21 protein-coding genes and 1 pseudogene are annotated in these 26,441 nt (G+C 54.5%); 9 read left to right on the forward strand and 13 right to left on the reverse strand.

Going from position 1 to position 26,441, the window contains the following annotated elements:
* Positions 1–9 precede the first annotated feature (9 nt).
* From Enr13x_RS01820 to Enr13x_RS01830, 3 genes are all read right to left on the reverse strand, one after another.
* Complete coding sequence (locus Enr13x_RS01820) at positions 10–2,892, reverse strand: DUF3427 domain-containing protein (RefSeq protein WP_197455706.1); 2,883 nt, start codon at positions 2,890–2,892, stop codon at positions 10–12.
* Between the two features lie 271 nt (positions 2,893–3,163).
* The gene (locus Enr13x_RS01825) at positions 3,164–4,117 is read right to left on the reverse strand and encodes a hypothetical protein (RefSeq protein WP_145384438.1); all 954 of its coding nucleotides are present in this window, start codon (positions 4,115–4,117) and stop codon (positions 3,164–3,166) included.
* Between the two features lie 2 nt (positions 4,118–4,119).
* A complete protein-coding gene (locus Enr13x_RS01830) occupies positions 4,120–4,719 on the reverse strand; it encodes an HNH endonuclease (protein ID WP_197455707.1) in 600 nt (199 codons plus the stop codon).
* Positions 4,720–5,240: 521 nt separating this feature from the next.
* On the opposite strand from Enr13x_RS01830, the gene Enr13x_RS01835 reads away from it, so the two are divergent.
* Together Enr13x_RS01835 and Enr13x_RS39605 are read left to right on the forward strand one after the other, a co-directional pair.
* Positions 5,241–5,726, forward strand: a complete 486-nt coding sequence (locus Enr13x_RS01835) for a transposase (RefSeq protein ID WP_145384440.1) — start codon at positions 5,241–5,243, stop codon at positions 5,724–5,726.
* A gap of 62 nt (positions 5,727–5,788) precedes the next feature.
* A pseudogene (locus tag Enr13x_RS39605) lies at positions 5,789–5,926 on the forward strand (ISL3 family transposase); the annotation flags it as partial.
* 244 nt (positions 5,927–6,170) lie between these two features.
* Here Enr13x_RS39605 and Enr13x_RS01845 read toward each other — a convergent pair.
* The gene (locus Enr13x_RS01845) at positions 6,171–7,631 is read right to left on the reverse strand and encodes a protein kinase domain-containing protein (RefSeq protein WP_145384442.1); all 1,461 of its coding nucleotides are present in this window, start codon (positions 7,629–7,631) and stop codon (positions 6,171–6,173) included.
* Between the two features lie 94 nt (positions 7,632–7,725).
* Between Enr13x_RS01845 and Enr13x_RS01850 the strand changes: the two genes are divergently transcribed.
* Positions 7,726–7,977, forward strand: coding sequence for an indolepyruvate ferredoxin oxidoreductase subunit alpha (locus Enr13x_RS01850; RefSeq protein WP_145384443.1), 252 nt, complete (start codon positions 7,726–7,728; stop codon positions 7,975–7,977).
* A gap of 2,554 nt (positions 7,978–10,531) precedes the next feature.
* Here Enr13x_RS01850 and Enr13x_RS01855 read toward each other — a convergent pair.
* The 6 genes from Enr13x_RS01855 to Enr13x_RS01880 form a co-directional block, all read right to left on the reverse strand.
* Positions 10,532–11,422, reverse strand: coding sequence for a M28 family peptidase (locus Enr13x_RS01855; protein WP_145384444.1), 891 nt, complete (start codon positions 11,420–11,422; stop codon positions 10,532–10,534).
* Positions 11,423–11,437: 15 nt separating this feature from the next.
* Complete coding sequence (locus Enr13x_RS01860) at positions 11,438–12,490, reverse strand: ADP-ribosylglycohydrolase family protein (RefSeq protein WP_145384445.1); 1,053 nt, start codon at positions 12,488–12,490, stop codon at positions 11,438–11,440.
* 58 nt (positions 12,491–12,548) lie between these two features.
* Positions 12,549–13,106: a hypothetical protein gene (locus Enr13x_RS01865; protein WP_145384446.1), complete on the reverse strand. Its 558-nt coding sequence runs from the start codon at positions 13,104–13,106 to the stop codon at positions 12,549–12,551.
* Positions 13,107–13,923: 817 nt separating this feature from the next.
* Positions 13,924–14,316, reverse strand: coding sequence for a four helix bundle protein (locus tag Enr13x_RS01870; protein ID WP_145384447.1), 393 nt, complete (start codon positions 14,314–14,316; stop codon positions 13,924–13,926).
* 299 nt (positions 14,317–14,615) lie between these two features.
* A complete protein-coding gene (locus Enr13x_RS01875) occupies positions 14,616–15,008 on the reverse strand; it encodes a four helix bundle protein (RefSeq protein WP_145384448.1) in 393 nt (130 codons plus the stop codon).
* Positions 15,009–15,314: 306 nt separating this feature from the next.
* Positions 15,315–15,707 (reverse strand): four helix bundle protein, encoded by a 393-nt coding sequence (locus tag Enr13x_RS01880; protein ID WP_145384449.1) that lies wholly within the window; start codon positions 15,705–15,707, stop codon positions 15,315–15,317.
* 492 nt (positions 15,708–16,199) lie between these two features.
* Here Enr13x_RS01880 and Enr13x_RS01885 point away from each other — a divergent pair, with 492 nt between their 5' ends.
* Together Enr13x_RS01885 and Enr13x_RS01890 are read left to right on the forward strand one after the other, a co-directional pair.
* On the forward strand, positions 16,200–17,009 hold the full coding sequence (locus Enr13x_RS01885) for a helix-turn-helix domain-containing protein (protein WP_145392057.1): 810 nt from the start codon (positions 16,200–16,202) through the stop codon (positions 17,007–17,009).
* Between the two features lie 257 nt (positions 17,010–17,266).
* Complete coding sequence (locus tag Enr13x_RS01890; RefSeq protein ID WP_145384450.1) at positions 17,267–18,055, forward strand: SDR family NAD(P)-dependent oxidoreductase; 789 nt, start codon at positions 17,267–17,269, stop codon at positions 18,053–18,055.
* Between the two features lie 103 nt (positions 18,056–18,158).
* Here Enr13x_RS01890 and Enr13x_RS01895 read toward each other — a convergent pair whose 3' ends face one another.
* The 3 genes from Enr13x_RS01895 to Enr13x_RS01905 form a co-directional block, all read right to left on the reverse strand.
* A complete protein-coding gene (locus tag Enr13x_RS01895) occupies positions 18,159–18,521 on the reverse strand; it encodes a low molecular weight protein tyrosine phosphatase family protein (protein WP_145384451.1) in 363 nt (120 codons plus the stop codon).
* Positions 18,522–18,525: 4 nt separating this feature from the next.
* Entirely contained in the window at positions 18,526–19,287 is a 762-nt protein-coding gene (locus Enr13x_RS01900; protein ID WP_145384452.1) for a class I SAM-dependent methyltransferase, read from the reverse strand.
* Between the two features lie 357 nt (positions 19,288–19,644).
* The gene (locus tag Enr13x_RS01905; protein WP_145384453.1) at positions 19,645–20,142 is read right to left on the reverse strand and encodes a hypothetical protein; all 498 of its coding nucleotides are present in this window, start codon (positions 20,140–20,142) and stop codon (positions 19,645–19,647) included.
* Positions 20,143–20,250: 108 nt separating this feature from the next.
* On the opposite strand from Enr13x_RS01905, the gene Enr13x_RS37580 reads away from it, so the two are divergent.
* The 4 genes from Enr13x_RS37580 (at position 20,251) to Enr13x_RS01920 (ending at position 24,764) form a co-directional block, all read left to right on the forward strand.
* Positions 20,251–20,415: a hypothetical protein gene (locus Enr13x_RS37580; protein WP_197455709.1), complete on the forward strand. Its 165-nt coding sequence runs from the start codon at positions 20,251–20,253 to the stop codon at positions 20,413–20,415.
* Between the two features lie 160 nt (positions 20,416–20,575).
* Positions 20,576–21,871, forward strand: a complete 1,296-nt coding sequence (locus Enr13x_RS01910) for a transposase (RefSeq protein WP_197455625.1) — start codon at positions 20,576–20,578, stop codon at positions 21,869–21,871.
* Between the two features lie 292 nt (positions 21,872–22,163).
* Entirely contained in the window at positions 22,164–24,296 is a 2,133-nt protein-coding gene (locus Enr13x_RS01915) for a sulfatase (protein WP_145384455.1), read from the forward strand.
* Between the two features lie 171 nt (positions 24,297–24,467).
* Entirely contained in the window at positions 24,468–24,764 is a 297-nt protein-coding gene (locus Enr13x_RS01920) for a hypothetical protein (protein ID WP_145384456.1), read from the forward strand.
* Positions 24,765–26,441 lie beyond the last annotated feature (1,677 nt).

A 26,441-nucleotide genomic window follows, 5' to 3' on the forward strand; every position in this document is an offset into this window, starting at 1 on the left:
TCGGGAATACTAGTTGTCGCTAAAGCGGAGAACCAATTGTCGCCGAACAGTGTGACTCAAATACTTGCACGGCCCCAGGAAATGGTACGGTGCCGAAAGCCCAGAGGGCAGATTCTTGGTCTCGCGCACGAACAGTAGCGGTGTGTAGCTCTTTTCACGGTGTCGGATGTAGCGTTGACCAGTGGGTGATTGCTCGGACGTATTGCTCTGCGACTGCCAGTGAAACTGATCGTGCGAAATCAGATAGTCTTCGTACATTGTCGTCGGAGAGTACTCATTTTCAGTCTTCTGTAGCGTCACAAAGAACGCGTCCAACTTGCGGTCTTTCAGATGAAGGACGCCCTCGCGTTGACTTGGCCGATCGTTGAAACTCCAATGTCCAAACGCTACCAAGATTTCGTCCCGTGTGTACGCGGCGTGAATGGCCAACGGCTCGAACATCGTTGTGTTTCGACTTGCAATCAGCGGCGAGTGCTTCAATCGGTAGTCCAAGACGCATCGAAGGTCATCGATGACTACCGGATTGGACCGCAATCGTTTATCAGCCTCTGCGAGTGACATCTCTGCATGCTGAGTTCCCCACAATGAAACGTGCAACATCTCAGCGATACCAGTCACTGGGCTTGAAGCATGATCGAGGTGTTCCTTTACAGCCTGGATCTGCAACGGGCAGTTGACGTGACTCAGGCGACGCAGGCCTTTGGCGAGCTGTTTCTCGTCAGGATCCTCGGACGCCTCGATTAGACCTGCATCTGCCAGCAGTCGCGACCAAAGGCCACGTTTGAGCAATTCATCGAGAGTCGTATCGAAATAGTCGAGGGCATCTTCAAGTGTTGGTACTCTCCCCAAGTACTGCTTCAAATCTCGCAACGATCCCAACATCCGTGGCCGGACCAAGCGAATGGACTCACGAACATTCTGTAGCACTCTTTGTTGAGCGACTCTCTCCAGCTTGATCACACAACCGCTCGGAAGATGGGGGAAACCGCTTTCGATTTCTTCGTCAAGTTTCGTGGTCGGCTTATCGCTCAAGGCACGGAACCGACTGGCGAATCGAAACTCCTTGCGCTGAGCGCCAATGAAATCAAGCACCGTCAGACACTCTTTGTCCGGGTGTAAGCGCAGCCCGCGTCCTAACTGTTGCAAGAAAACCGTCAAACTCTCGGTCGGTCGCAGAAACAGCACAGTATCGACTTCGGGGATGTCAACGCCTTCGTTGTAGAGGTCGACCACAAAGATAAAGTTGACGGAGCGCTCGCGCAGCTGTTGCTGAGCTGAGCTGCGTTCCTCGCTAGTCGAGCCAGCCGACAATGAAATCGCCGGAATTCCGTTTTCATCAAAGAAGCGGGCCATGAATTTGGCGTGAGCAACACTGCAACAGAACCCCAGTCCGCGCACGTCCTGCGAATCGAGTACGGTTTCGACAACCTTTTCGAATACCAGATTCGCACGCATATCGTTCCCGGTGTACACTCTGTCCAAATCGTCGATGCGATAACCACCGCGCTGCCAATGCAAACCACGCAAGTCGACAGAGTCGGCAACGCCGAAATACTGAAATGGGCAAAGCAGTCGGCGTGACACAGCGTCTGGCAACCGAATTACGGCGCTCGCTCGTCCGCCAAACCAGCCAAACACATCGATTTGATCGGTCCGCTCCGGTGTCGCCGTCAACCCGAGCAAGACTTTTGGTTGAACGTGATCCAGCAAGGATTGGTAACTGGGTGCCGCGGCGTGATGAAATTCGTCCACAACGACATACTCGAACTGCTCGGCTGACTCCGCTTGAAGATTTCGCGAGTTGTAGCTTTGAATCGAGCAGAACAGGTGCTCGTGCTGCTCTGGCTGATTCCCGTCCACCAGAAGATCGCCAAAGTTTTGATCACGCAGCACACATCGAAACGCGGCCAAGGCTTGGCTCAGGATCTCTTTGCGGTGAGCGATGAACAGCAATCTTGGTTTGCGACCGAGTTCTCTGGCCACACGTGCATAATCGAACGCAGCAATCATCGTCTTGCCGGTTCCCGTCGCGGCGACAATCAGATGCTTGCGTTTGCCCTGAACCTCGCGTTCGGCAGCGATGACATCGAGAATCTCTTCCTGAAACGGAAACGGACGTAAGTCAAAATTGATCGCATGACTGGGTTCGGTTCCCGCTTTCCGCTCCCTGCTAATCGCCTGGCGAAGTCGAGGCAGCGATTGAACATCGAACGACTGAAACTCATCGTCTTGCCAATATGTCTCAAACGTTCCCGCAACCTTCTCCCACAAGTACGGCAGCTCGTACTGACTCAGCTTCGTCGTCCATTCAAGCCCCTCGGACAAAGCGGCATTGGACAAATTGGCGGAACCGACATAGGCACTGCTGAAGCCAGTATTGCGATGAAACAAATAGGCTTTGGCGTGCAACCGAGTTCGTTTGGTGTCGTAGCTGACCCTTACTTCCGTTCGCGGAAGCTTGCTCAACGCCTCAACCGCTTTAGGATCCGTTGCCCCCATGTAGCTGGTTGTGATCACGCGAACGGCCAAATCATCATTCCGCTCAACAAGATCCCGAAGATGATCCAGAATGACGCGCAGCCCGCTCCACTTGATAAATGAACAGAGGATATCGACACGATCGCAAGTTGCGATCTCCTTGCGAAGCTGACTCCCCAGACTCGCGTCGAGACGAGTCCCCGTCAGTAGCGAGCAACGCGAAAGCGGGCTGTCGGGCCTTTCTGTTGAATCGTCGTCGACTGACCGATGAATTGCCAGCAGTCGTCGCAACGGGCTGGCAATGCTCAGCACTTCAGTATCGCCGTCATGCAACGCTTCTGCCAGCGTGCCAAGAATCCTGTCGGTGAGCTGCCGCTGCTTCTCAGCTGCATCCGCGCCGCGAAACGCAGCCAAGCTGCTTGCTATCAACCGCTCGAGAAACTGAGCTAGGACCGAGTGTGCCTCCTCTGAATCGACTGGCGCAAGCGTTGCCAGGCGGGGATCGCCTAACCGAGCAATCTCGTCTTCAATAGCTTTCGTCAGAAGATGATCGTAGAGTCCCGGTTCCACTAGCTGCCTGATGCCCAATGAAATCTGCCGGCAGAATGACGCTGCCTGATGTAATGAATCTAGATTCTAACGCTTTCATGCGAGCGATGGTTTCTTACCCATCTTCGGAGACCGGTCAGTACCAATCTGGTGGTCGAATGATCTTTGGTCCGCTTGGATGTACTTTGATACTCACCTCGTTCTTACTGCACCAATTCCCGAATGCACGTTCGATCGCGGGAGACTCTGACGGCTGCGTGATGACCATCCCCAAATTTGTCGTGAGGTGCACTCGAGCACGTTGACCGTCAAATCGCCGGTCCTTTTGATCTAGCTTGGAATAGGTTGCGACATTCATCATGCCAACGCTAGACACGTCGTCAATTTCTGTTGGTCCATTGGGAATCACATAGGCGCAGAACTTCGACGGCGCAAAGAGCTTCGACACTGGATCAAAGACAAAATAGGTAACGGTTCGCCGCTTCCATTGCTCCCCAGCAAGCGGTGCCGAAATCTGTTGGTTCCACAAGTGAAGGTTCCGCATCACTTCAAACAACTCAGACGCAAAATGAATCCGATGTCCATCGCTCTCAAGCACAGGATCCACGACCTGAAAGACCCGCTTTTGCTCGGCGGGGATGTCTAGCCCTGCATGTTTAAGCTGCTGAAGCGAAGAGTGGTTTAGCTGCTTGATTCTCTCGGGCTCGATCGCCGGGAGCAGGACCGTTTGAAACGAGTTGATTCCGACATGTCGAAGTAAGTGGATGGTGTTGGAAGCCAGGTTGCGCCGCCCGCGTGTCACATGCGAACTAACCATCGAAACAAAAACGTCGGAGGGCTCAAACGACCTAAATAAGTGAGAAGTCGCGAACTTCGCATGATTGGCAACCGGATCCGCACGACTGATCTCAAACTCAATCCACAACCTGCGAGACCCGTCGTCACGTTCAAGGCACACGTCCGCCCTGGGGCTGTAGCCGAGCAGTTTTTCCAACTCCAACGAAACAACACGTTTCTCGGCAGAGCAAGTCCAGCCTTTTGGACACAGTGTCGAGAAGGATTGTTGAATGAATCTTGCTAGCTGGCCCATGGCTATACCGATCCTCGAAAACGATGCTTGCGATGCCAGCGGCAGTGGCACCGGTCGGGCCAGAGTTGCTCGTTGAATGGCAGCCGTAATCGCTCGCCGTGGTATTCGGCAAGCGACGTTTGATCGGGGCAGGATTCGACAAACTCGTCAGCGGCGACGATTACGCGAAATTCGTCGTCGGTGGACCAGAGTCCGCGATCAAATAGCCAATGAGCGTTCTTGCTCAAAGCCAATCCATTGCGAGGATCATTGTTTCGCGAGTCGGCGAACTGATGAATGTGTGCTGCATCCACAATCGATCCGCCGTCCAGCGTCGTGATTCGATAGCCAGTCAAGGCACAAGTGAATGCGTAGGCCGCCGCGACATCAATTCGAAACCGCCCGTTCCTGCCAGCCTGCTCAGCGTCATCCGGCATCTGAAAGCTTGCGTCCCGAGCGATCTGATCGTTGTCCGGAATGGCCAAACCAACCATGTGGTACAGAGCGTTCCGCTCGGCCGGCTCAAAGTGCTTGGCAATGATTAACCGCCGCGCAGCCTCTCGAAATTGCGGATCCAAACATGCTGCTAGGAAATTGGGGTCTGGCAGGACGTAGGACGTCACGGAGCGATGCTTCGAGGGAGCTCCATCTTGAGCGAAGGTCTTCCAGAATCCATCCGATTTCAAATGATGGAAAGGCATCCGAATATCGATTCGCTGCGTCCGCCGATAAGCAACGATCTGCGAAAACGTCTCGAAACGAAAGGCGATCTCTGGAGACAAGTAAAGCGGTTGGCCTCCAAGCTCACCAGATTCAGCTAGGTCGAGGACCGTCAGCAAGAGCAATGGCTTATGCGGCGCATTGTTTCTTGCTTTATTCAGATTCGCGATGCGATGCAGCCAAGTTCTCATGAATGCCCCCCATCACCTTGAACGGCGTGTTTCGTTGTTGGAGCCATCACGCTCGCATCTCGTGATCTGCCAGGTTGCAATCGAACAAGACGTTCCGCACACACCGACGCAAACTGTCGAGGCATCGTTGCGTTTTTGATCCAAATTGCCCGGGAGACTTGTTTTGGTGCGATTGGGGCGACGTGTTCCGATCCATCGGTTGGAGCGTAATGTGAAGGCTTGCCAATTGCAAATTGGGCGAAATTCTGGCGATTGGGGTCGATGGAATCCGACTTCGATACGGGCGAAAGTACGTGGCGCTGGTCTATCGACCTGATGCCGGGTGCCGCCGTTTTTTGTACGTCGCGAAGGATTGCACTGAGAATAGTTTTCGCGGGTTCGTCCGGATTATACCGGCCGAGACGTTGGCAGGCCTTAAGTTCATTTGCAGCGACATGTGGTCGAATTACTTGAAGGTCGCTGCCGAAGAGGCGGGTCACGCGGTTCGAGTTCTCGATCGGTTTCACGTGATGATGAAGCTCAACGAAAAAATATATCAGGTGCGTGCAACCGAAGCCAAACAATTGAAACAGGATGGATACGAGTCCGTTCTCAAGAACGCTCGATGGACGTTAGTGAAACGTCCCGACAACCTGACGGACAGGTTGAATGAGTTACTACAATACAATCTTCGGAGTGTGCGAGCAATTCTGATGCGTGAAGAGTTTCAACGCGTCTGACAATACCGAAGTGCGACGTGGCGGGGGAGTTTTTGGGGCAATGACGCACTCGGGCGACACGTTTCAATCTCGATCTGATGAAACGGATGGCTCGTACCTTACGTTCGTATCGTGAATTGCTTTTGAACTGGTTGGCTGCCGTCGGAGAACTCTCAAGCGGCAGCGTTGAGGGACTCAACGCGAAGCAAAGCTTGCAATGAAAAGGCATGCGGTTTCAAACCGTATCGAGCGATCGAAATCGCCCCGTATCACCAGCTTGAAAGGTTTCCGGAGCCAGGATTTACCCACACATTTTGCTGACGAGGCTGGGATTTAGGCAGCCTATCGAGGTGGTGCAGGATCAGCCAAGCAACGAGCGAAGTATCGGTGGCGGATCTCTGCAAGTGGGATTGGCTTCCAGCTTGTCTTTTCAGCATCGACAGGCTGGAAGCCTATCCCACTTATTTAATCCGCAAGTAGCTGAATGATCTCTCCGGCCGTCGCTGCTCTGTCGGCCGGTGATGGTGCCAGCGATCGTTGCATGATCGTTCGGAGGATCGCACCGGCTTGCGACCTGGAGTCGTCTTGGGATCGCTCGTTGTTGATGGTTTCTATCAGGGTTTCGGCGATGCCTTCGCGTTGGTTGGGGGGCTGGCCGAAGAGGTGCCAGTGGATGAGGCCGCCGATGGCGTAGATGTCGGTTTTGGGGCTGATGTTGCCGAAGGCGGGATCGATTTGCTCGGGGGCGGCGAAGCCGAGGGTTCCACCGAGGATCGGGGAGGACGGGCCGAGGGACGCTTGCGAAAATCCAAAGTCCGTGATGGTGATCCTGTCGTGATCGTCAACCAGGATGTTCGCCGGCGTCAGGTCGCCGTGCACCATTCCGGCAATGTGGACTGCCTGGATGGCTGCGCAGATTTGTCGTAGCCATTTTGTGAAACACTGTTCGCTGGGACGATCGATCGCCTGCATCGGCCGGCCGTCGATCCATTCGCTCAGAACGTAAGGGCCTCCGTGCGGCGACTCGCCATAGCCGAGGTAGCGAATGACACCGGCGTGATTGATGCGGGATGCAGCGTTGATTTCCCGGACGAACGACTCGCGAGCCTCACCGTTTTGCCAGAACGCTTTGCGGAGGAATTTTACCGCGACGGTGCTGCCGTCGGATTGCATGCTGGCGCGATACACTTTGCCGAACCCGCCGCTGCCAATCAGTTTGCCAAGCACGAATTGGTTGTAGCTCACGTACGGCAAGCTCGTTGAGGGCGAATCAACGAGACCCTTGTTGTCCGGATGGCCAGAGGGGAAGTCCGTCGACTCATCCAGACCAGGTGAAAGCAACTGGCGAACTCTTGAAAGTCGTCTTCGCACGGTTCGCTCATCGATTCCGAGCGATTCGGCAATCTCGCGCTGTGTCTGGCCGGCAAGCAACCCTTCGACGACGGAGAACTGATCGGCAGGTAGCTCGGCTTTCAGGTCGTTCGCAAATTCATCCGCGTCGGAGTCGTCCGCTGCAACGACCTCGGTTAGGAACGCAGCTTGATCAAGGGGGATTCGAGTTTGGTCGCCGCCTCGCTTTGACGCCGAATGACGCTCGATCGATCGCGCAAGCTTTCGACGGGCGAACGTCGCCAGCAACCGCCAGAGCGAAACGCTGTGGCTGACTTGGATGCGACTGTGCCGGGCAGCGTCGAAGAAGCTTCCCATGGCCGACTGCATGACTTCGTCCGGATCGATTTGCGATCGATACCGACGGTTCAGACGGCTGGCAACCAGGGCCACGAGCCGGAATGCGTAACGGTCGAATAGGACTTCGGCGGCTTTCTCATCTCCGTTTTTCCACCGGCGCAGCAGCCAGCGATCCGGCCGATCCGCCATCGACCCGGACTTTTCCAATTCTTTTTCGTCGTCGCTGTCCGGTTCCAAACGCGGTTTCTCACTTCCTGGGTGGCATAGGCATCCTGCCTGTGATTCCAAAACTGACAGGCTGGAAGCCTATCCCACTTTAGGAGACACGAAAATGGCAATGGTGGTTACGCAACCCTGCATCGGCTGCAAAGACAAGGCCTGCCTGGTGGTTTGCCCAGTCGAATGCTTTCACGAAGACGAGACGATGGTCTACATCGACCCTGATGAATGCATCGACTGCGGTGCGTGTGTTCCCGAATGCCCAACTGAAGCGATTTTCCATGAAGATGACGTGCCGGAGCAATGGCATCGTTTCATTGAATTAAACGCGACGAAGGTCAGGGAATGCCCGCCGGCGGAATAGAGATTGCAAATTGCAAAATGAACATTGCAAAATGAACATTGCAAAATGAACATTGCAAAATGAACATTGCAAATTGGCTATTGATGGGTGGATTGAGCAAGTCGCTTCGGGATTTTTTGTTGCTGCGTCGGTCGTTTCGCCGATGTTCCGGGGCTTCGGTTTGGCCCGATCTCCAATTTGCATTTTGCAATGATCAATTTGCAATTTGCAATCCTCCGATCCTAGCCCAGCAGCTTCCGGATCGCGGATGCGACTCCGAGGGTGGCTTCAGCCTCGCAATCCGATCGATGTGCAGACGCAGGTTCTCTTCGGTCGCGTTTCGGTTGTTGGGGAACGGGCGATTGCAAATTGCAAAATGAACATTGCAAATTGGCTATTGATGGGTGGATTGATCAAGTCGCTTCGGGGTTTTTTGTTGCGGCGTCGGTCGTTTCGCCGATGTTCCGAGGCTTCGGATTGGCTCAATCTCCAATTTGCATTTTGCAATGATCAATTTGCAATTTGCAATCCTCCGATCCTAGCCCAGCAGCTTCCGGATCGCGGACGCGACTCCGAGGGTGGCTTCGGCCCCGCAATCCGATCGATGTGCAGATGCAGGTTCTCTTCGGTCGTGTTTCGGTTGTTGGAGGACGAGAGATTGCAAATTGCAAAATGAACATTGCAAATTGGCTATTGATGGGTGGATTGAGCAAGTCGCTTCGGGAGTTTTTGTTGCGGTGTCGGTCGTTTCGCCGATGTTCCGGGGCTTCGGCTTGGCCCGATCTCCAATTTGCAATCCTCCGATCCTAGCCCAGCAGCTTCCGGATCGCGGACGCGACTCCGAGGGTGGCTTCAGCCTCGGAATCCGATCCATGTGCAGACGCAGGTTCTCTTCGGTCGTGTTTCGGTTGTTGGGGAACGGGCGATTGCAAATTGCAAAATGAACATTGTAAATTGGCTATTGATGGGTGGATTGATCAAGTCGCTTCGGGGTTTTTTGTTGCGGCGTCGGTCGTTTCGCCGATGTTCCGAGGCTTCGGATTGGCTCAATCTCCAATTTGCATTTTGCAATGATCAATTTGCAATTTGCAATCCTCCGATCCTAGCCCAGCAGCTTCCGGATCGCGGACGCGACTCCGAGGGTGGCTTCAGCCTCGCAATCCGATCGATGTGCAGACGCAGGTTCTCTTCGGTCGTGTTTCGGTTGTTGGGGAACGGGCGATTGCAAATTGCAAAATGAACATTGCAAATTGGCTATTGATGGGTGGATTGAGCAAGTCGCTTCGGGATTTTTTGTTGCAGCGTCGGTCGTTTCGCCGATGTTCCGAGGCTTCGGATTGGCTCAATCTCCAATTTGCATTTTGCAATGATCAATTTGCAATTTGCAATCATCCGATCCTAGCCCAGCAGCTTCCGGATCGCGGATGCGACTCCGAGGGTGGCTTCGGCCCCGCAATCCGATCGATGTGCAGACGCAGGTTCTCTTCGGTCGTGTTTCGGTTGTTGGGGAACGGGCGATTGCAAATTGCAAAATGAACATTGCAAATTGGCTATTGATGGGTGGATTGAGCAAGTCGCTTCGGGATTTTTTGTTGCGGCGTCGGTCGTTTCGTCGATGTTCCGGGGCTTCGGCTTGGCCCGATCTCCAATTTGCATTTTGCAATGATCAATTTGCAATCCTCCGATCCTAGCCCAGCAGCTTCCGAATCGCGGACGCGACTCCGAGGGTGGCTTCAGCCTCGGAATCCGATCGATGTGCAGACGCAGGTTCTCTTCGGTCGCGTTTCGGTTGTTGGGGATCGGGCGATTGCAAATTGCAAAATGAACATTGCAAATTGGCTATTGATGGGTGGATTGAGCAAGTCGCTTCGGGATTTTTTGTTGCGGCGTCGGTCGTTTCGCCGATGTTCCGGGGCTTCGGCTTGGCCCGATCTCCAATTTGCATTTTGCAATGATCAATTTGCAATTTGCAATCATCCGATCCTAGCCCAGCAGCTTCCGGATCGCGGATGCGACTCCGAGGGTGGCTTCAGCCTCGCAATCCGATCGATGTGCAGACGCAGGTTCTCTTCGGTCGCGTTTTGGTTGTTGGGGAACGAGAGATTGCAAATTGCAAAATGAACATTGCAAATTGGCTATTGATGGGTGGATTGAGCAAGTCGCTTCGGGAGTTTTTGTTGCGGCGTCGGTCGTTTCGTCGATGTTCCGGGGCTTCGGCTTGGCTCAATCTCCAATTTGCATTTGGCAATGATCAATTTGCAATTTGCAATCATCCGATCCTAGCCCAGCAGCTTCCGGATCGCGGATGCGACTCCGAGGGTGGCTTCAGCCTCGCAATCCGATCGATGTGCAGACGCAGGTTCTCTTCGGTCGCGTTTCGGTTGTAGGGGAACGGGCGATTGCAAATTGCAAAATGAACGTTGCAAATTGGCTATTGATGGGTGGATTGAGCAAGTCGCTTCGGGAGTTTTTGTTGCGGCGTCGGTCGTTCCGCCGATGTTCCGGGGCTTCGGCTTGGCCCGATCTCCAATTTGCATTTTGCAGTGATCAATTTGCAATTTGCAATCATCCGATCCTAGCCCAGCAGCTTCCGGATCGCGGACGCGACTCCGAGAGTCACTTCGGTCATCCGGGGATAGTCGAGCGTGTCCGGAGTGTCGGTGGCTTGGTGGTAATGCGGGTTGCGCAGAAAGCTGGTGTCGGTGAGCATCAATGCCGGGTAGCCTTGATCCCAAAACGAACTGTTGTCGCTCAGGCGGATCTCGTGGATCGTTTCGGGTAAGCAGATCGAGAACAGGGGCAAGCGGCGTGTGCCGCGCTTGAATCCTCGACGGAATCTCCAGCACAACTTCCAGGATGGCATGTTGCCGACGGCCGCCAGAAAGTTGCCCCGCCTGGGGAAAAACCGGTGCATCCATTTGGGGATTCCCGGTGGAACCGTCTGCGAGGCTTTCGTGAGACTGTAGTAGCCGACCATCTCCAGGCACAGCATGCCGACGATGTTGTCACCGCGCTCGCGAGACCGTCGGGCGTGGTGCTGGCTGCCCATCGAATCCATGTTGAAGTAAGGCGGTTCCTCGCAAGCGAACGCGACGAACCTTGCAGTCCGTTTTCCGCTGTACTCGCGCAGCAAGCGGCTGACTTCGATCAACACCGCGACGGCAGATGCGTTGTCATCGGCACCGGGAGTGCTGAACACGGTGTCGTAGTGGGCGCCGAGCAAAACGATCTCATCCGCTCGCTTGGTACCGGGACGCTCGACAATCAGGTTCGTCGCCTCGTCGCCCATCGCGTCGTAGCATTCCCGCGAATGACTGTATCCCATCTCGGACCACTGGCCTTCGATGTAGCCGATCGTGGCTTGAATCGTTTTGGGCTTGCTCAAGGTGCGTGGACCGATCAGGCCCGCCAGCCGATCCACATGCAGTCGCAAATTCTCTTCGATCGTGTCGCGGTCCACTTTCATTGGTCAGTCAGTGCATCAGTAAGGTGGAGCAAGTCGGCGGAAGCCGTGAAAGAGAACGATGGATAGGAACAGCAGATTGCGGAGAAGAACTGCGATGGGATTGATGGTAGGCGAACTGACCGCGCTATCGCCGTCAAGTGAATTCGCCAGTGACTCTCCGAGGCGTTCCATCCAAAAAACGCTACGTGGCCATTCCCAAATGCGGTCGAGCCATTCGCTGGGGATGCCTTCTTTACCGACACTTGCGCCCATGATGCCACCGACGATCGCGGCCGTCGTGTCCGCGTCGCCGCCGCACTCGATGATGCTCGTGACGGCCTGACGGAAATCGTTGGGGCTGGACAGCCATGCGTGGATCGCGACCGGGACGGTGTGGTAAGTGTATCCTGTCACACCACGATGCAGTCCAAGCGAATCGGCGAAGGTCTTTGTGGCTTTGCCTGCGTCAACGCTGCGAATCGCTTGGCGGAGCAAATCGATCAGTTCCGTGCCACCTTCTCCCACGGCATCGACAACTTCGCCCAGCCAAAGGTTCGCGTCGATTTTTTTATGGACTCTGGAGTGTATGGCCGCCAACGCAACGGCAATCGCTCCGTGTTCGGCTTTGGGGTCACTGTGGGTCAGCCGCGAGCAGGCTCGAACGAAGTTTAGCATTGACGGAACATCGTCCAGCGCCGCGCCGAAGATCGCCGCACGCATGGCTGGACCATTCCCGGCCGAGAACACACCTGCCTTCTCGGGACTTGCCCCGAGCCACAACTTGATGCCCGATCGCGCCGTCGCTTTGCCAACGCCGGCCGGCAAAGCCAGGATCCACCACCGCAAACGTCTCGCGAAGCCGCGTGTGAACTTTGGAACGTCGTCACAAGCGTCAATCAACGCCTGAGCGACCATGCAAGTGTGTTCGGTGTCGTCGGAGATCATGCCGCGACGAAAGAAGAATCGGTGCCGGTTTGGCGGACCCAACAGCCTGGGTGACCGCGTTGGCGACACGCCTTCGTAGGGCAGACCAAGCGCATCACCGACCGCTGTCCCCAGAATGCATCCAATGATCGCGTGGTGGTTCACTCAGTCTCCTCGAGCAACGATGCATTCAAAATCCGACCCGCAAGCAACATGGAGAAAGTCAGGTTTTCAACTCGACCGACTGAACCTCCTTCCGCGGTGCTGAAACGTACAGGGTGGCTTCCTGTCCTGCTAAGCCGGACTGCTGCAGCAATACAAAAAGATCATACCGCTCAATTTGAAACCGATGGTCATCAATGCAGAAATATCGATGCATTGATCTTTCTTTTCGCACCGTGAATAACTGGATTTTTCCTTTCACGGGGAACGTTTTTCCATCCCGAAGAGTTCGCTTCATCTGATGCCGGTGGTGAAGAATGAAGCCCCACAGAATCAGGCCGAAAAACACCGTGACACCAACGTACGCTGACAAGGATTGCGTCCCGAAGGTGCCAGTGCGAAGCCTGTCTGCACAGAAGCCAAGGAAGGCAACTCCAAAAACAATCGAGAAGGCAACCCATGCAAAACGTGAGTTCGCGTAGTGCTTAGTTGAGACCCGCTCCTTCTGGGCTGCCGATAGTTCACCGGACTGATTGGCGGCAAGATCGGCCTGAGAAAAGCCAAAGACAGTTGCCAGAACAGCCTGCCGTTTGGATAGGTCATCATCCGCCGTGTTCATTCTTCCGATTCACCTCCCATTCGAGCCCCCACAGGCGAAATGCAGTCATTTTGAGATCGATTGTAGCAAACGCGAGTCCGTCGATGCGTCGACAACTTTTCCAACGCGCCCTGCCAGTTTAAGTCATCGATCAGAGGGGTCATCCGGTTTCATCTGCCTTCGCTCCTGGTCTTAGAGAAATCCAGTCCTCCGGCAATTCACCATTTGCAATGTTCAATTTGCAATTTGCAATAACTCGCCCCGTTGACTCCACCAGGAAGATTCGACCAGGGGCTTACCGTCGAGATCAAGACGTCAGCGGGACCTTGCAGCACATCGCCGACTTTGGTCTCAACTTGCATTGATCCATTCCTGGCTGGAATGGCACGGGGACAACGAAGCAGAGATGCGGCAACCGCTGGTGTGCAGGCTTGATCCGCCACGGTCGCTGCAGTGCAGCGACCGGGAATCGTCTAAAGAGACCGTCCGGCTTAGGACTAGCGTGAAACGCGGCAAATCTGAATGATCTGACCGAATGGGTGAGAGGTGGTCGGCGGAGGCGTGTACGACGTCCTTTCTAGGTCGTCGCGCAGAGCCCCACGGGCGACGGCCCGGAAGGGCCATCGTACACCAGAAAAGCGATCGCCTTAAGCTGGGTGGTCTCTAATGGCTAGACACCAACACGTATGCCCGTGCCGTTCGTTCCTGGCTGCTTTCGGGTGTTTGGAATGGAACGTGACGACGCGTTCGTCGGAATGCACCTTCGAAAACCGGTCATATCAAGTACCGCGGATTGCAAATTGCAAAATGAACATTGCAAATTGGGAATTGTGATTGGTTACTTGGGAGTTGGTTTGACGCGTTGAGCTTTTGATCGTTCTTCATTTCTTCGAGCGGTGACGAGAGATTGGCCGAGGATTTTGCAGGGTTCGTCGGCTTCGTTTGCGAGTTCGCTCATCCTTGCTTCTGGAAGCAGTTCGGAGCGCATGATGAGCTTGATCCAGCAGCGTGTTTCTCGAAGCTCTTTGAGTGCGATTCGTACCTTGTGGATGAAATCCCGGCGACTTTCCGCAGCACAGGCCTCTTCGTAGTTCGGTGCGGGGGATGTTCCGCTACGAACCAGTTGCCCAGCAATGTGCCTTCCCAATCGAGTGTCCGGCAACGCATCGACAACTTTTCCAACACGCACCGCAAGGTCTAGCAAACGCTCTGACAGATCATCCGGCTTCATGGTCCGCTCCCCCAACTTGAAATTGCCCACTTTTGACAATGTTTAACTTTTCAATGTTCAATTTGCAATTTGCAATCAATCTCCTCCACTCACAATCGTTGAGCTTGGTTGAGCTCCACTCCTGGCCGGACGGACTGAAGCACTCCGATCTTTTAAGTGTGCGCGGAGTACGCCTTGGATGACAGGCCCCACGGCTGACAGGACAGATCCGTCGGAATCCATCTTCAGAAACCGGTCATATCAAGTACCGCGGATTGCAAATTGCAAAATGAACATTGCAAATTGGGAATTGTGATTGGTTAGTTGGGAGTTGGTTTTGCGCGTTGAGCTTTTGAGCGTTCTTCATTTCTTCGAGCGGTGACGAGAGATTGGCCGAGGATTTTGCAGAGTTCGTCGGCTTCGTTTGCGAGTTCGCTCATCCTTGCTTCTGGAAGCAGTTCGGAGCGCATGATGAGCTTGATCCAGCAGCGTGTTTCTCGAAGCTCTTTGAGTGCGATTCGAACCTTGTGGATGAAATCCCGGCGACTTTCCGCAGCACAGGCCTCTTCGTAGTTCGGTGCGGGGGATGTTCCGCTACGAACCAGTTGCCCAGCAATATGCCTTCCCAATCGAGTGTCCGGCAACGCATCGACAACTTTTCCAACACGCACCGCAAGGTCTAGCAAACGCTCTGACAGGTCATCCGGCTTCATGGTCCGCTCCCCCAACTTGAAATTGCCCACTTTTGACAGTTTTTAACTTTTCAATGTTCAATTTGCAATTTGCAATTTGCAATCAATCTCCTCCACTAACAATCGTTGAGTTTGGTTGAGCTCCACTCCTGGCCGGACGGACTGAAGCATTCCGATCTTTTAAGTGTGCGCGGAGTACGCCTTGGATGACAGGCCCCACGGCTGACAGGACAGATCCGTCGGAATGCACCTTCAGAAACCGGTCATATCAAGTACCGCGGATTGCAAATTGAAAACTGAACATTGCAAATTGGGAATTGTGATTGGTTAGTTGGGAGGTGGTTTTGCGCGTTGAGCTTTTGATCGTTCTTCATTTTTTCGAGCGGTGACGAGAGATTGGCCGAGGATTTTGCAGAGTTCGTCGGCTTCGTTTACGAGTTCGCTCATCCTTGCTTCTGGAAGCAGTTCGGAGCGCATGATGAGCTTGATCCAGCAGCGTGTTTCTCGAAGTTCTTTGAGTGCGATTCGTACCTTGTGGATGAAATCCCGGCGACTTTCCGCAGCACAGGCCTCTTCGTAGTTCGGTGCGGGGGATGTTCCGCTACGAACCAGTTGCCCAGCAATGTGCCTTCCCAATCGAGTGTCCGGCAACGCATCGACAACTTTTCCAACACGCACCGCAAGGTCTAGCAAACGCTCTGACAGATCATCCGGCTTCATGGTCCGCTCCCTCAACTTGAAATTGCCCACTTTTGACAATGTTTAACTTTTCAATGTTCAATTTGCAATTTGCAATCAATCTCCTCCACTCACAATCGTTGAGTTTGGTTGAGCTCCACTCCTGGCCGGACGGACTGAAGCATTCCGATCTTTTAGGTGTGCGTGGAGTACGCCTTGGATGACAGGCCCCACGGCTGACAGGACAGATCCGTTGGAATCCATCTTCAGAAACCGGTCATATCAAGTACCGCGGATTGCAAATTGAAAAATGAACATTGCAAATTGGGAATTGTGATTGGTTACTTGGGAGTTGGTTTGACGCGTTGAGGTTTTGATCGTTCTTCATTTCTTCGAGCGGTGACGAGAGATTGGCCGAGAATTTTGCAGGGTTCGTCGTTTCGCTTGCTCGCACTCATCCCCCGACGTAAACTGTCGAACACGTTTTACGTCGTTTGAATCGCCACCGAGGACAGCATGGCTTCCGGATTCACAGTGAAGCATTTCAAGGTCCGTGGTTCTGCAGATGACAGGATTACGGTGCATCAATGGGAGTCGGTCGAACACACTTGGCCGAATCACTCACACCCTGAATACAAACTGGGGGTTTCCGAAGGCGGGACGGGGACGTTTTTCTATCGTGGCCAGCGATACTTCACCGGACCGGGGAAGCTGCTGGTCATTCACCCCAATGAAGTGCATTCGTGCACGGCTACTGGGGCGTGGCGATATCTCTATGCTGACCCGAACGTCGTCGCCAATATCGTCAGGACGTTTGACCGCAACGGTGATATCGAACCCTTGTTGCTGCCCCCGGTCATCGACGACACGCAACTTGTGGAGCTCGTTTTGCAGGCTCACCGGGCGATGGACGAGGGAGATCCGCAGTTGGATCAGGAGTCAGCCTTTTATGACGCCATCTGCGAGCTTTTAGTGCGGCACGCCTCAATGCCGGACATTCCGAAGAAGCAGGGGCGTGCGAACATTCGCCGAGTCAAGGAGAGCTTGGAAGCGAAATTCCGCGAGAATGTCTCGCTTGACGAACTCGCCCAATTGGCTGGGACCTCCGCCCCGTATCTAAGCCGTGTCTTCTCCAAAGAGGTCGGCATTCCCATCCAGGCCTATCTCTCTCAAATCCGAGTGCGTCGTGCGCAGCAGATGTTGATGGCCGGTGAGACGCTAGCGAATGTCGCCTACGCTGCCGGTTTCGCGGACCAGTCGCACTTCACGCGTCATTTCAAACGATTCATTGGGGTCGCGCCGGGAGCGTATTCCAAGGCGGTGAATCCATCGAACCGCTCCTGACGCGCCGTCGCAGCCCCAAAGCCACCGTCTTGATGCCAAAGTGAACAACGCCTGGGGCGATCCGCAGGTTCTGAGCCCGCGTCAATCCTTGCGGTCAATTCTTTTGACGGCGCGCAAAATCGTTCAAGAAGCGTCCCGGCCGCCTCCCTAGACTCATGGCGTGGAAGGGCTGCATGCCAGCCCGGTTGAAGCATCTGCTTCGCCCCCCGTCCATGAAACCCTAACACTCTGTCAAACACAAATTGGATAAGTCTTCGATGAATTTGGAACTCAACAGCAAGATAGCCTTGGTCACTGCATCGACTGGCGGAATCGGCTTGGCGATCGCGACTCGCCTGGCTGCCGAAGGGGCGACAACAATTGTCAACGGACGCAGCGAAGCGAGCGTCGACAAGGCGATTGAGAAGATACGTGAGAGTCAGCCACAGGCTGACCTGATCGGGCTGGTGTCCGATAACGGGGCGGTCGAAGGCGTCGCACGAACCATCGCCGAACATCCGCAGGTTGACATCCTGGTCAACAATCTAGGCATTTTTGAAGCGGTCGATTTTTTTGACTTAACAGATGAAGCTTGGCAGCATGTCTTCGACGTCAATGTGATGAGCGGCGTGCGTCTTGCACGGCATTATCTGAAGCGAATGCTGGAGCAAAACACGGGACGCATCATCTTCATCAGCAGTGAATCCGGCGTCGTGCCCGCTCCGGAAATGCCCCACTACGCGATGACGAAGACGGCACAACTTGCCGTCTCCCGTAGTCTCGCCCAATTGACCAAGGGAAGCTCTGTCACGGTCAACACCGTGATGCCTGGTTCGACGTTGACCCCGGGCGTGAAGGAGTTCGTCAGCAACCTGTTCCCGGACGAAGCATACGACTCGGCTGAAAAACGATTCATGGCAGACAATCGGCCGACCTCGCTGATCCAGAGACTGATCCGGCCGGAGGAGATCGCCGACATGGTTGCGTTCGTCGCCAGCCCACTCGCATCGGCTATCAACGGAGCACCCATACGAGTCGACGGTGGCCTCATTCCAACGATCGCTTAGGGATTACCCAGCAACTGCCGAGCAGGTTTGCCGCGATTGCTCTGCCGACCCTTTCCGGGGATTGGGCACGATTTGCTTCGTAGTAGTCCATACACTGAATCAATCACGGTTTTAGACGCTGCCTTCGTTGGAAAGAATCGATGAAGGGTTCAGTCGCGACGCGAATCAATTCTACCAACTCTGGATCCATCAACTGGTAGTCGTCCGGGATGTGCAAAACCTCTACCGTTAGAAATCTTGTTTCACCAGGAAAGTCCGCGAGCAATCGATGGCGATGTTTGTCTTCCATCACCAGAACCAGATCTGCCCAAGCGAGATCGCCAGCTTGAATCGTCTGTCTCGCCGACCGCGTGGTACCTCGAGACCGAGCCGACACCCGCGGATCGTCACGATAAACCGCTTCGGCCGTTGGGCTTCGCCACTGATTCTTGCTGCACACGAACAGCACATTGATTCGGTCGGTCATCGCATCATTCCTTCCATGCACCGAACGCGGCGAAGCAGCTGTTCTTATGCAGCAGTTCCACGTGCGTGAAGCCCACTCGCCGAAGCAGGTCGAGTTGGTACGTCACCGGCCGTGGCGAATCTTCACGCTCGATGTAGTCGAACACCGTCTGACGGTACTCCGCCCCGCCAATACCCTCAAGGTAGTCACCATACCGTGACCACATCAGCTCGTGAATCGGCACCGTCTCCTGGACCACTAAATCGGTGATCCAGAACGATCCGCCTGGACGCAGCAGCGAATACACCTTCTCAAACGCAGCCTGCCAGTCGGCGTCATCTCGCAAGTGATGCAGGACGGCAGCTGCCAAGATCACGTCGTAGCTCTCTTTCGGCAAATCAGCATCGCGAAGGTCGGCCTGCCAGGCCGTTACCGAATCGATCCCGGTCTTCCGCACCCGTTGCTCCGCCCTCTCCAGCATCGGTCCACTCAGATCGAGCAAGTCGCTGTGAAACGGTTTTCCGTAGACCTCACGCAACTTCAGCGTATTATTCCCAGCCCCACAGCCGAGATCCAAGACTCGCTCGATGCTCGGCGTTATTTGGACTGCCGCCTCGGTAATCAGTTGCATCGAAAGCGGCGCGTCGATCGTGGCGGACTGGCCCGTTTCCAAGTTGCTAAATCGTTCGACGTCTCCGTCAAATCGCTCGGCGATGTCACGGGTCGTCGACTTTGCCGAAAAGTCCTTGGGCCGGTACTTCAATTCTGCTGCGTGTTCACGACGCAAAAGACGATCGTCAGATTCCACGTGGCCAGATTGCCTCCGTTGCTCCCTCTCTTCGGGAGTGCACGGTCCGTCGACGTTCTCGCCAGGATCGATTTCCCGCGGCTCTCCGTTGATTGCATCACTCACAATGGCGTTCCCTCCTATAGGTCGTAGATGGAGATTCTACGGCATGACGATATCGAACTCGAGCTGTCGTTACTGGGTATGCCGCGCAGAGAGAAAAAGGTTTAGGAGCAATTAAGACAGAATAGGCAGTCTGAAGCTTCCTGATTTACCAAGCCGGCTCCTGAACTTTTTTGCTCCTCCCAAATTGCGTCTGAGACTACGTCACCGGTTAGATTCATGATGCCTCCATGTTCAGCGATAAAAATCGATCCAGTTTAACGTGATCGACTTTGGCTTGTCCTCGAACAAGGCTTTGGGCAACTGCATCTCGAAGTAGCCATCCCTACCGACCATTCGAATCATCATCCAGTACGGATGCTTCGGAGACAGTGGCGCATGTTCCTTGCCATCCTTCCAAAGTCGCACTTTGCCGTCCTGACTCGACACCGCAGCTTCAAGCGTGGTGATGCCATTGGTGACTTTAAATTTCTCCAGTCCCTTTAAACGCAACCGCAGCATCACGGTGGTCGGCCAGTTGTCGCCCCTGCGTGCGATGATTGCCTGACTGATTCCAAATGGGCTTTGAACTGAAATGTGTGCTTTACTCTCTTCAGCTTTGACTTCAACTTTGTCGTCATCACGCTTTGTGGTGATTTTAAATGGTGGATCATCCCCGCAAGCGGTGGCGCAATTCGACAGTCCCACGATGGCAGGCAGAAAGATCAGAGTAATGGCAAGCAGTGGTGACATGGTGGCTACTTCAAATCGATTCGTCTCAAAGCGGTTCTCCCTGATCTCAATTCTACCGGCAATAACAAAGTCAGGATAGAATTGGCGTTGTCAACACCGGAGACTGCGGTGCCAATCACACGACGAAAGTTCTGCGGCATGGTCGGGACGAGTCTTGCCACAGCCAACACCCACTTGTTCGCCGATGGATCCAAGCCGAAGCCGCTGCGAGTCATCGCCTGCAACATCTTCAAGCTCACTGGCTGGCCACATCAACGCCGTTTGGCTCAGTAAGGACCGTCGGAAGAATAAGTGGGATAGGCTTCCAGCCCAGGGCTGTAAGGGTATCGCGTGACCGCGATTTTTGTGTATTCCCGTGTTTTACGCTACACGGAGGTTCGCGATGTCATCGAAAGTTTTTGATCGGTTTGTAACCAAGGCACCATTTGCTGTCATGACCAGGGCGCTCACGCAGGACTTTATCGGGAGCGATTTGCAACTGGTTTTCGATAACAATCGAGAAAAGCAGTATGAGTACCTCGCCACATTCCAGGCAGTGGCGATGACGGTCGCTGACGTGGCCTTGAATTTCAGCGAGAATTTCAATCAAGCCTACAAGGAGCACAAAGAGAATCTCGACGTTTCTCGACAGTCATTCTATGCCAAAACCAGAGGCATAGAACCAGCGGTAAGTGAGTCGCTCGTTTCGCACGCGGCAAAGCGGACTATCCAAATGCAAGACGCGATGGGGTTCACACCCTGGGAATTGCTTCCAGGTTATCGTTGCTTGAGTATTGATGGGAATGTCTTGGCGAAGTCTGACAAAAGATTGAAAGACCTTCGAGACGTCAAGGGTGCACCGTTGCCGGGTAAACTAGTCGCGAGGTTTGACCTACAGCGACAGGTGTTTGACCGCGCGTACGTGCTGCTTGACGGCCACGCGCAAGAGTCGACGTGTTGCGATCGGATCGTGGATGATATCCAGCCGAATGATGTCGTAATTGCGGACCGGCATTATTGCATCGTCCCATTCCTCAACAAACTCGCTCAATCCAAAAGCTTCTTCGTGATCCGCCAGCACGGGCGTTTGAAAGGCGTTTTACTGGGAAAACGCAAACGCATTGGCCGCAGCAGCACAGGCGTAGTCTACGAACAAGCGTTGAAACTATCTGCTGCCGAAGATGCCATGGTGGTTCGCCGAATCACTGTCATATTGGACTCGCCAACGCGAGATGGCGACGAAGAGATTCACGTGTTGACGAATCTTCCCGCCACAGTTTCGGCTAAGGACGTGGCAGAGGTTTACCGGCATCGCTGGGAAGAAGAAACCGCGTTCAATATTTTACAGATGACGCTCACTTGCGAGAAATCAGGTGTCGGTCATCCCAAAGCAGCAACGTTCCTGTTTTGTATGTCGCTGCTCGCGTTCAATCTTCGACAAACCATCTTTGCGGCTTTGTTTGCGACCCATGACGAATCAGAGGTGGAAGCGATCAGCCACTTTCACGTCTCAAAAAATGTCTCCGATAAAACCGAAGGGATGTTGATTGCGATCACCGAGGACGAGTGGGCAGAATTGATTCCGACGACAATCAAAGGCCTCGTCGCGATGCTGAAGAAGATCGCTCGGACGATCGACCTAAAGGAGTACAGAAAATCGGTCCGCGGCCCGAAGAAGAAAAAGCCGCACCGATCAAGGAATGTAGCCTCGTCTCATGTTTCGACCGCGAAACTGCTAGGATTGACCTAGCAGGATACCCTTACAGCCCTGGGCTTCCAGCCTGTCATGGCGAAAACGACAGGCTGGAAGCCTATCCCACAATCAATCCCCGCCACTTCTTCTTCCGACGGTCCTAAGCTGTCGCCAAAGGTCAAATGGCAAAACGTCTTGCGATGGAGCGATCGCCGGGGGGCAGGCCCCCAGTTCGGTATACTGAACCCCATTTGGACAGTCCACCGACCTACATCAGGAAGCTGACGCTGCCGCAGTCATCTTCCCCCCCCTCGTCAAACGAAATTCAGCCAACCATCAGGAAACGTTCATGGACAACCCATTTGGTGCCGTACGTCGAATCTCAGCAAGGCTTTTGCTTGGCGTTGTGGCGATTGCAATCGCTCTGCCAGGAACTCTGAACGCTCAGCCGAATGGTTCACGTCCCAATGTGCTGTTGATCGCAATCGATGACATGAACGATTGGCCCGGCTTTATGCAGCGATATCCGGATGCCATCACACCCAATATGGATCAGCTGGCCCAGCGGGGCGTGGTGTTTGACAATGCGCACTGTGCTTATCCGCTTTGCGGGCCGTCTCGAGCGAGCATCTTTACCGGCATGAGCATTCCGACGCTCGGTGGCTATCGCGGACAATTCAAGGATAGCGAGGTGGAAGAGCTTGCAGTCGAGAAAGGCTCGATGCTGCTGCACGGTTACTTCAAGAAACACGGCTACAAAACGATGGCGGTGGGCAAATTGTTGCACCGGCATGTCCCCAAAGGCAGCGTGGACCTTTCAGGCGGACGAGGCGACTGGAACAGGCTGCCCGACGGAAAACGCCACTGGAAAAGCCAAAAGACCATGACCGACTGGGGACCGTATCCTGGCGACGACACCGAGATGAGCGATTACAAAGCGGCCAGTTGGGCAACGGAACGATTGGACGAGCTGCACGAGGAACCGTTTCTGTTGATGGTGGGGTTTTTGCGGCCGCACGTTCCTTGGCACGTCCCACAAGAGTGGTTCGACCTGTATCCCGATCCGGACAAAATCACGCTGCCACCCTACCTGAAAAATGATCTCGCCGATGTTCCCGACGCTGCCCGGGAAACGATCAATGACGGCTATCCGCGAACCGAATGGGCCAAAGAAGAGGGAAACTGGAAAGAAATTCTGCACAGCTACCTGGCCTGCCTTTCATTTGTCGACGCGCAGGTGGGCCGTGTGCTGACGGCGTTGGACGAGAGCCCTTACAAAGACAACACCATCATCGTGCTTTGGTCGGACCATGGTTATCACCTGGGAGAAAAAAACACGTTTCAAAAGCACACCACCTGGGAACGCTCATCGAGAACGCCGCTCATCATTTCTGGACCCGAGATTCAAGCCGGACGCTCCAGCCGCGTCGTCAGTTTGCTGGACCTCTATCCAACGCTGTTGGACATGTGCGGCCTGCCTGAGAATTCAAAGTGTGAAGGACGCAGCCTTCAATCGCTGCTGGAAGACCCGCAAACACCGTGGCCGTACCCGGCGATCATCCATTGTCGGCGCGGTCACGCAGCGGTCCAAACCGAAACGCACCGCTACATTCGTTACGAGGACGGAACCGAAGAGCTGTACGACCACACGAAGGACCCGAATGAGTGGACGAATCTCGCCGACATGCCTGAGCAGTCCACCATCAAGGATCAATTGGGCAAACACCTTGAGCAAGCCGGTCAGGCTGCGAACGATTCGAAGCCCCGATCAAAGTCGTTGCTGCGCGTCGATTTCGACGGCGATTCGGATGACGAGTTTGCCAAAAAACTACTTAAGAACGAACACAACGAATTAGCCAAAGGCAAAGGCCCTGACGGCAGCGATACCCTGCGGACGGAGTACGTTGGATACGATCGGGGAAGCGAGCGCGTCGTGGTGCGGTTGCCGCTTGGAAAGGCGGTCGAGCAGGCGACGCTTTCGTACGACGTCTGCTTTGAAGAGGGCTTTCAGTGGGTGCGATCCGGCAAACTGCACGGGCTGGGGCCGGCTCGTCCGATCACGGGCGGCCGCCCCCGCAAACCGGACGGCTGGAGCGCCCGGATGTTGTTCAAGAGCAGGGGGCGATGTGCGACGTATCTTTATGAGCAAAGTGTTGAAAAGACATTCGGCGTCGGTAAGACGTCAAAGCGTCCGGTTTTCACGCCCGGAAAATGGCACCATGTTTCGATGCAGGTGAGTGTCAACACGCCCGGCAAAGAAGACGGCTTCGTCCGGTTCTCGGTCGATGGCGAACCGGCGGTTGAATCCCGGAGCATCGAGTTTCGCGGGGCCAACGAAGCGAACACGCTGATCGAACTGTTCCTGTTCAGCACGTTTCATGGCGGAAGCTCCCCGTCGTTTGCCCCGAAAGATCAAAGCGGCAACTACGTGACCGTGCATGCCATGTTTGACAACTTCGAGGTCATTGAAGGAATTGAGTAGCAGTTTCGCAGTCAAATCAAGGTTCTGGCTCCCCTCGCATCCAATACTCTGCGGAGACCTGGCGAGCCACGGCAAATGAGTGTTTGCAAGACGTCTGGCAAAGGTTGCGAAAGTCGAACTGAGGTGCGGCGCCGAATCGAAAAACGACGTGCAAAAAGACCAGCATCTCCGTTGGATCATCGTGATGGCGTCCGCAGCCGTGTGTGTCTCACCGGAAACGATCGGGAGATTGCAAATTGCAAATCGAACAATGCAAATTGGCAATCGCCTACCGTTGAGTCTCATCGTGGGTTGCCCGTCAATTTGCATTTTGAAATGGTAATTTTGCAATTTGCAATTTGCAATCGTGCGGTTGCCAGCAATCGAAGAGGAATCCGTATGTCATTCGCGCTCGATGCTGTCAGCGTTCAACCCGCCGATTGCCTGGTGCAGTTCCTCGGGCCGGCGGCTATCGCCGGCTTGAAATAGCGAACCGACGTCAAGGCGGTCTGGGCATCGGTCCTGCAATCGGAAACGCGAGAAAAGGGACTCGAGCTAGCCCCCGGAACACTGAACACAAGGCCTGCCCCGGCGATAACCTGACGCCCGCCGGCAAAACCAGAATCCACCATTGCAGTCGAACCGAAAAACGACGTGCAAAAAGACCAGCATTTCCGTTGGGTCATCGTGATGGCGTCCGCAGCCGTGTGTGCCTCTCCGGAAACGATCGGGAGATTGCAAATTGCAAATTGAACAATGCAAATTGGCAATTGCCTACCGTTGAGTCTCGTCATGGGGCGCCCGTCAATTTGCATTTTGAAATGGAAATTTTGCAATTTGCAATCGTGCGGTTGCCAGCAATCGAAGAGGAAACCGTATGTCATTCGCGCTCGATGCTGTCAGCGTTCAACCCACCGATTGCCCCGTCCAGTTCCTCGGGCCGGCGGCTATCGCCGGCTTGAAATAGCGAACCGACGTCAAGGCGGTCTGGGCATCGTTCCTGCAATCGGAAACGCGAGAAATGGGACTCGAGCTAGCCCCCGGAACACTGAACACAAGGCCTGCCCCGGCGATAACCTGACGCCCGCCGGCAAAGCCAGAATCCACCATTGCAGTCGAATCGAAAAACGACGTGCAAAAAGACCAGCATCTCCGTTGGATCATCGTGATGGCGTCCGCAGCCGTGTGTGCCTCACCGGAAACGATCGGGAGATTGCAAATTGCAAATTGAACAATGCAAATTGGCAATCGCCTACCATTGAGTCTCATCGTGGGTTGCCCGTCAATTTGCATTTTGAAATGGTCATTTTGCAATTTGCAATCGTGCGGTTGCCAGCAATCGAAGAGGAAACCGTACTTCATTCGCGCTCGATGCTGTCAGCGTTCAACCCACCGATTGCCCCGTCCAGTTCCTCGGGCCGGCGGCTATCGCCGGCTTGAAATAGCAAACCGAAGTCGAGGCAGTCTGGGCATCGTTCCTGCAATCGGAAACGCGAGAAAAGGGACTCGAGCTAGCCCCCGGAACACTGAGCACAAGGCCTGCCCCGGCGATAACCTGACGCCCGCCGGCAAAGCCAGAATCCACCATTGCAGTCGAATCGAAAAACGACGTGCAAAAAGACCAGCATTTCCGTTGGGTCATCGTGATGGCGTCCGCAGCCGTGTGTGCCTCTCCGGAAACGATCGGGAGATTGCAAATTGAACAATGCAAATTGGCAATCGCCTACCATTGAGTCTCATCGTGGGTTGCCCGTCAATTTGCATTTTGAAATGGTCATTTTGCAATTTGCAATCGTGCGGTTGCCAGCAATCGAAGAGGAAACCGTACTTCATTCGGGCTCGATGCTGTCAGCGTTCAACCCACCGATTGCCCCGTGCAGTTCCTCGGGCCGGCGGCTATCGCCGGCTTGAAATAGCGAACCGACGTCGAGGCGGTCTGGGCATCGTTCCTGCAATCGGAAACGCGAGAAATGGGACTCGAGCTAGCCCCCGGAACACTGAACACAAGGCCTGCCCCGGCGATAACCTGACGCCCGCCGGCAAAGCCAGAATCCACCATTGCAGTCGAATCGAAAAACGACGTGCAAAAAGACCAGCATCTCCGTTGGATCATCGTGATGGCGTCCGCAGCCGTGTGTGCCTCACCGGAAACGATCGGGAGATTGC

It is taken from the genome of Stieleria neptunia, from assembly GCF_007754155.1.
Lineage (GTDB): Bacteria > Planctomycetota > Planctomycetia > Pirellulales > Pirellulaceae > Stieleria > Stieleria neptunia.

What these genes read in the sequence shown, in the direction of transcription:
- Enr13x_RS01825 (WP_145384438.1), bottom strand. Translation starts at nt 4,117, where the DNA reads ATGGGCCAGCTAGCAAGATTCATTCAACAATCCTTCTCGACACTGTGT.
- Enr13x_RS01850 (WP_145384443.1), top strand. Translation starts at nt 7,726, where the DNA reads ATGGCAATGGTGGTTACGCAACCCTGCATCGGCTGCAAAGACAAGGCC.
- Enr13x_RS01855 (WP_145384444.1), bottom strand. Translation starts at nt 11,422, where the DNA reads ATGAAAGTGGACCGCGACACGATCGAAGAGAATTTGCGACTGCATGTG.
- Enr13x_RS01865 (WP_145384446.1), bottom strand. Translation starts at nt 13,106, where the DNA reads ATGAACACGGCGGATGATGACCTATCCAAACGGCAGGCTGTTCTGGCA.
- Enr13x_RS01870 (WP_145384447.1), bottom strand. Translation starts at nt 14,316, where the DNA reads ATGAAGCCGGATGATCTGTCAGAGCGTTTGCTAGACCTTGCGGTGCGT.
- Enr13x_RS01875 (WP_145384448.1), bottom strand. Translation starts at nt 15,008, where the DNA reads ATGAAGCCGGATGACCTGTCAGAGCGTTTGCTAGACCTTGCGGTGCGT.
- Enr13x_RS01880 (WP_145384449.1), bottom strand. Translation starts at nt 15,707, where the DNA reads ATGAAGCCGGATGATCTGTCAGAGCGTTTGCTAGACCTTGCGGTGCGT.
- Enr13x_RS01890 (WP_145384450.1), top strand. Translation starts at nt 17,267, where the DNA reads ATGAATTTGGAACTCAACAGCAAGATAGCCTTGGTCACTGCATCGACT.
- Enr13x_RS01895 (WP_145384451.1), bottom strand. Translation starts at nt 18,521, where the DNA reads ATGACCGACCGAATCAATGTGCTGTTCGTGTGCAGCAAGAATCAGTGG.
- Enr13x_RS01905 (WP_145384453.1), bottom strand. Translation starts at nt 20,142, where the DNA reads ATGTCACCACTGCTTGCCATTACTCTGATCTTTCTGCCTGCCATCGTG.
- Enr13x_RS01910 (WP_197455625.1), top strand. Translation starts at nt 20,576, where the DNA reads ATGACCAGGGCGCTCACGCAGGACTTTATCGGGAGCGATTTGCAACTG.
- Enr13x_RS01915 (WP_145384455.1), top strand. Translation starts at nt 22,164, where the DNA reads ATGGACAACCCATTTGGTGCCGTACGTCGAATCTCAGCAAGGCTTTTG.